Source organism: Streptomyces sp. CC224B, assembly GCF_030010595.1.
GTDB lineage: Bacteria > Actinomycetota > Actinomycetes > Streptomycetales > Streptomycetaceae > Streptomyces > Streptomyces longispororuber.
The window spans coordinates 1-4658 of the sequence record NZ_JASCXL010000218.1; the positions used below are offsets into that span (position 1 = coordinate 1).

Genomic DNA, 4658 nt, shown 5'->3' on the forward strand with positions numbered 1-4658 from the left:
GGGGGGGGGGGGGGGGGGGGCGGGCGGGGGGGGGGCCGGGGGGGGGCTAGTGCTGCGTGGTGGGGGGGCCCCCCCCCCCCCCCCCCCCCGGGGGGGGGGGGGGGGGGGGCCCCGGGGGGTTCGCCGCCGTTCACCATCTGGTGGCGGGGGCGAAGGTGGTGTGGAAGTGCTGGGCGATCTGGGCGAGGTGGTCGGCGGCGTTCTGGCGGGCGGCCGGGTCGGTGATGTCGGCCAGGGGGTTCACGTTCGGGGTGTGCGGGTGGGGTACCGGTGTGAAGTCGTGGCCGGTGGCCAGGACCGTGCCGGTCAGGAGCCAGTCGCCGATGTGGAGGCCGGTGAGGCGGTAGCCGCTGGTGTCGCCGGGTCGGCCGAGGCTGAGGGCGACGTCGTAGCGGCCGGGCTGGCCGTAGTAGGCCGGTCTCACCAGGATCCTGTCGTTGCCGAAGGTGTACAGGGCGTGGCCGGTGTCCTTGAAGTGGCCGATGCGGGCGGTGGTGCCGTTGTCGAAGGTGACGGTGGTCTGCATGGTCTCGCCTCTCGTGGGTGCTTCGGTGCTTCGTCCTTACGCCCCCAACTTTACAACGCCACGTTGTATGGATGGAAGGGGGTCCCGGGAACTCTTTTCACCGGGGCCGGGTCACCCAGAGCGCGCGGCCCGGCGCACGAGGACGTCCCGCCCCGCCTCCAGGGCACGGGCCAGGTCCAGGACGTACACGCCGCGGCGGTCGTCGGCGTCGCGGCACAGCGGGCGCCAGGCGGCCGCGTTGCTGGCCATGAGGTTGCTGGCGAGGCCGTCGAGGCGGTCCAACTCCTCGTCGGTCAGGTCGCGTTCGGCGCCCTCGGCCGAGATGGCGGCGGTGGCGACCCGTTCGTCCGGGTCACCGTTCTCCTCGATGCGGACCGCGGCCACCGCGCGGTCGTGGCGCAGCAGGATGTGCGCGACGAGGGCGGCGGAGCAGCGGGCCAGCTCCAGGTCGGCGACCACGCGCTGCTCCGGCAGGAGTTCCGTGATCTGGTAGGCGAGGATCTCCTCGCCGAGCGCGGCGTTCAGGGCGGCTTCGTCGTCCGTAGCCACGGCGGCACCTCCGGGTCGGGGAAGCACAGAACATAGCTCGGTACCCAATACACATGCCATGCATGGAGCGAGCGGCCGGGGCGCGTGGGGACAGGAGGGCCCTTGGTCGCGAGGGGGCGCTGTGCAGGACGGGGAGCCGCCGCCGCGGTGGTCCGCAGCGGCGGCGTGTCGATCCGAATGCGTGCGGCCGCGTGACGTGACCGGGATGCCGGCGGGGGGCCGCCGCAGGTCACAGCCCGATCAAGACGGCAGCACCCGGCCATCTCGCACGGCACGCTGGGCTCACCACCGGGGAGGGGAGTACGTCCATGTCCGACGAGCCCAGTTACCGCGATGTCCAGAGCGCCGTGCGGGTCGAGAAGTTCCGCATCTGGTTCGCCTGGTTCTGCGGTGGTTTCATCATGCTCGGCATCGCGATAGCCGCTCAGGACGTGGCCGTCCTCAGCGTCGTCACCCAGACGCTTCTGGTCGTGCTGGGCATCCTGTCCACCATCGCCGCGGTGACGATGACCAACCGCCTCAACCGCCGGGCCGTGGAGGCCCGCCGCAAGGTCCTCGGCGACGACATCTGACCCCGGGCGCCCTCAAAAGCACGGAGCACGGCGCGCGGCGGCGAGGGCCTCGCCGGGCCGGAGCGGGCGTCCGGTCTCCCGCAGGTGCTGCAGGGAGACGGCGGAGTCCCAGTCGTAGTCGCTGCAGTCGTCGGCCAGGGCGGTGTCGCAGCCGCAGTCGCAGCGGTAGGGGATGACCAGCAGGAGGGCGGCGGCGGGGTGGACGTCGCAGCCGTCCCAGGGGAAGCCGTCGGTGATGAGTACCAGTGGGCCGTCGGCTGCCTCGGTGTAGCCGTTGCTCTGGCAGCACAGGCAGGTGCAGTCCGGGTCGACCGGTCCGGGCATCGCCCGGTACGGGTCGGTGAAGTGGTCGGCGTCGACGGGTGCGGTGCCCGGCTCGTGGGCGCCGGGGAAGGCGGCGACGATCATGTCGCCGAGGGTGACCTGGTCGGCGCGCATCACGCGGGCCCGGACGAAGTCCGCCGGGTCGATGGGGGTGTAGTCCTCGCCCACCGGGCGCGGGGTGATTCTCGTACGGTCCCGTGCCTGGGTCGTCATGCTCCAGCCTCCGTCTCCTGGTCGAGGTCGTTGACCGCCCAGGCGATCAGGGTGAGGGGGCGGCGCGTGCCGAGAGGGAGGACGCCATTGACGAAGGCGTCCCTGGTCGGCCGCCAGCCGCGCAGCCGGTGCGCGTGGATCGCTTCGATCACGTCCGTGGCGAACGGGCCGTGCTCGTCCTCGGAGCACCAGACGCACGCCTCGTGGCGGGGGTCGCCTGCGGCGACCCGGGTGTACAGGCGCAGTTCCTCGCGCCCGGTGCGGGTGTCGAGCAGCAGCAGGGCGGTGCTGATGACGGGGGCGTCCGCGTCGGCGAATTCGGCGGCGAGCAGGGCGCGCAGATGCTCGAGGGTCGGGGCGGTCACGGCCGCACCGTCCGCTCGACCAGCTTCAGGAGCCACTCGCGGCCGACGCGGGGGTCGTGGCCGCAGGTGCCGGTGACCGTGCCGTCGGGCCCGTTGCTGATGGTGACGTACTTGCCCTCCTTGAGCTGCCGGACCACGTACGCGATGCGGTGCTCCTCGCGTTCCAGCGCCATCCTCTCCGCGCCGGTGAGGTGCGCGGTGTCGGTCGTCGCCATGCCTGCCCCTTTCGCTCCGGGTGTGTTCCGTGTCCCCACCATAGACGAAACCCAATACACATGGAACAGCATAAGGGTGGGGATTGATCTTGACTCGTGGCCCCGGGCAGAGCGTTCATGGAGTCACGGCGGGGCCCACCGCGAAGCGCACGCGGCCCGCCCAACTCCCGGCCGGGGACACCCACTTGCCCGACGCAACGAGACGAGGACGACCATGCAGACCGAGACCGCCGCCGCCCCGGCCGAGCTGACCAACGCCCAGCGCAAGGCGCTCGCCGCCTTGGCGGACAACCCCGGCGCGAAGGTCGCCGAGATCGCCCTGGCCGCCGGGATCGGAGCCTCCACCGCAGGCAAGGCCCTCACCGCCCTGGAGGCGCACAACCTGGCCCACCGGGAGCGCTGGGGCAAGGTCGGCGGCCGCCAGGCGGCCGACCGCTGGTACCCCCGCCCGGCCGCAACCGAGCCGCAGGAGCCCGCCAGTGAGGGGGCCGAGGCGGCGCCGCACACGGCCGCACCCGCCGCGCAGGCGGCTTTGGCCCAGACGCCCGCCGCCGAGCCGGACCCGGCGGCTGCCGGGGCCGACGAGGACCCGGCCCTGGCTGAGGCTCCGCAGGCCGACGAGGCCCCGGCCAGCCCCCGGCTGGCGCGCGGCGGCCTGCGCCAGATGGTCTACGAGCACCTGGAGGCCCACCCCGACGACGAGGTCACCGCCCCGCGCCTGGCCAAGGCTCTCGGCCGCAGCGCCGGAGCGGTCGCCAACGCCCTGGCCAAGCTCACCCAGCAGGGGCAGGCCGACCTGGTCGGCGAGAGCCCGCGCCGCTACCGCCTGGCCAACCAGGCGTAGCGGCCTCCGGCGAAGGGGCGCGCGTGGGCGCCCCTTCGCTCGGGCCGTTCGCCACCCCGCCTGGCGGCGAACGGCCCCGCGCCCGCGTCCCGGCGCCGGAGCCGGGCCGGAGCCGGGCCGGAGCCGGGGCCGGGGCCGGGCCGGAGCCGGGCCGGAGCCGGGGCCGGGGCCGGGCGGAGCAATGAGGGCCTTGCCGCCCCGGAACGGACACGGCAGTGCCCGGGGGCGACGGCCTTCGGCCCCGACCGAGGCCCCCGCGCCATGCCCGGCTGGCGCGCGGCGGCTTGCACAGATGGTCTGCGTGGGCCTGGAGGCCGGTCCCGACGACGAGGTCACTGCCCGGCTCCCCTGCGGCGAGCACTTCTTCCCGCCATCCGGCAGCGGGCCGCGGGCGATCGGCGGGCCCGGGCGCAGCGTCTTCGCGCCCGGGGGCCCGCACGGCGTGGCCGGATGACGCCGCACCCCACCCCAAACACTTGCATGTGTATTGGGTTTCTCTTAGCTTCTGGGAGTACCCCGATGGCGACGGATCGGCATCTCGCCCGGGGCCCTCCCGGCCGACCGGCCGCGAGGTCACTCCACAGATGGAGGACATGATGGGCAAGTTCCAGCACTCCGACGACATCCCCGTCGCCCCGGAGGTGTGGGAGGGCCGTATCGAGACCCGCCTCGCCGACGTCCGGGAGGCGCGCGCCGAGGGCGACAGCGCCGGAGAGGCACTGGCCGAGGACCGGCTGAACCGCGCGCTGGACAACTACGCGCGCGACAGCCGGTAGCCGCTCGAGGCCCTGCAGGCCCCGCGCCGCCCCCGGGACCGCCTGCCTGCCCTCGTTCAGGGGCCGGCAGCCCGCCGGGCGGGCACGGCCGGCGCCACCGGGGAGGGCCATACCTGGGGGGCGGGGGGCGCCCCCGCGGGGGGCGGGGGGGGGGGGGGGGGGGGGGGGGGGGGGGGGGGGGGGGCCGGGGCGGGGGCCCGGCCCGGGCGGGGGCGCGGGGGGGGCGGGGGGGGGGGGGGGGGGGGGGGGGGGCAGGGGGGAGAGGAGAGGGGGC

At 75.0% G+C, this 4658-nt stretch carries 8 protein-coding genes; 3 read left to right on the forward strand and 5 right to left on the reverse strand.

The genetic code is table 11. The features are described from left to right. Window positions 1–130: 130 nt before the first annotated feature. On the reverse strand, window positions 131–526 hold the full coding sequence (locus QK440_RS40760) for a hypothetical protein (RefSeq protein WP_282798314.1): 396 nt from the start codon (window positions 524–526) through the stop codon (window positions 131–133). Window positions 527–637: 111 nt separating this feature from the next. Next, window positions 638–1075, reverse strand: coding sequence for a hypothetical protein (locus QK440_RS40765; RefSeq protein ID WP_282798315.1), 438 nt, complete (start codon window positions 1073–1075; stop codon window positions 638–640). Window positions 1076–1383: 308 nt separating this feature from the next. Here QK440_RS40765 and QK440_RS40770 point away from each other — a divergent pair, with 308 nt between their 5' ends. Next, the gene (locus QK440_RS40770; RefSeq protein ID WP_282798316.1) at window positions 1384–1647 is read left to right on the forward strand and encodes a hypothetical protein; all 264 of its coding nucleotides are present in this window, start codon (window positions 1384–1386) and stop codon (window positions 1645–1647) included. 12 nt (window positions 1648–1659) lie between these two features. Here the strand turns inward: QK440_RS40770 and QK440_RS40775 are convergent, their stop codons facing one another. From QK440_RS40775 to QK440_RS40785, 3 genes are read right to left on the reverse strand one after another with little or no spacing between them, the layout of a single operon-like run. Continuing rightward, window positions 1660–2184 carry a hypothetical protein gene (locus QK440_RS40775; protein ID WP_282798317.1) on the reverse strand — a complete coding sequence of 175 codons (525 nt, stop codon included), beginning with the start codon at window positions 2182–2184 and terminating at the stop codon, window positions 1660–1662. Beyond that, window positions 2181–2549 carry a hypothetical protein gene (locus QK440_RS40780; RefSeq protein WP_282798318.1) on the reverse strand — a complete coding sequence of 123 codons (369 nt, stop codon included), beginning with the start codon at window positions 2547–2549 and terminating at the stop codon, window positions 2181–2183. The genes QK440_RS40775 and QK440_RS40780 overlap by 4 nt, the downstream gene beginning before the upstream one ends. Then, window positions 2546–2764 (reverse strand): hypothetical protein, encoded by a 219-nt coding sequence (locus QK440_RS40785; RefSeq protein ID WP_282798319.1) that lies wholly within the window; start codon window positions 2762–2764, stop codon window positions 2546–2548. Before QK440_RS40785 ends, QK440_RS40780 begins: the two co-directional genes overlap by 4 nt. A gap of 214 nt (window positions 2765–2978) precedes the next feature. Here QK440_RS40785 and QK440_RS40790 point away from each other — a divergent pair, with 214 nt between their 5' ends. Further along, a complete protein-coding gene (locus QK440_RS40790) occupies window positions 2979–3608 on the forward strand; it encodes a helix-turn-helix domain-containing protein (RefSeq protein ID WP_282798320.1) in 630 nt (209 codons plus the stop codon). Between the two features lie 584 nt (window positions 3609–4192). Then, a complete protein-coding gene (locus QK440_RS40795; RefSeq protein ID WP_282798321.1) occupies window positions 4193–4384 on the forward strand; it encodes a hypothetical protein in 192 nt (63 codons plus the stop codon). Window positions 4385–4658: the final 274 nt, after the last annotated feature.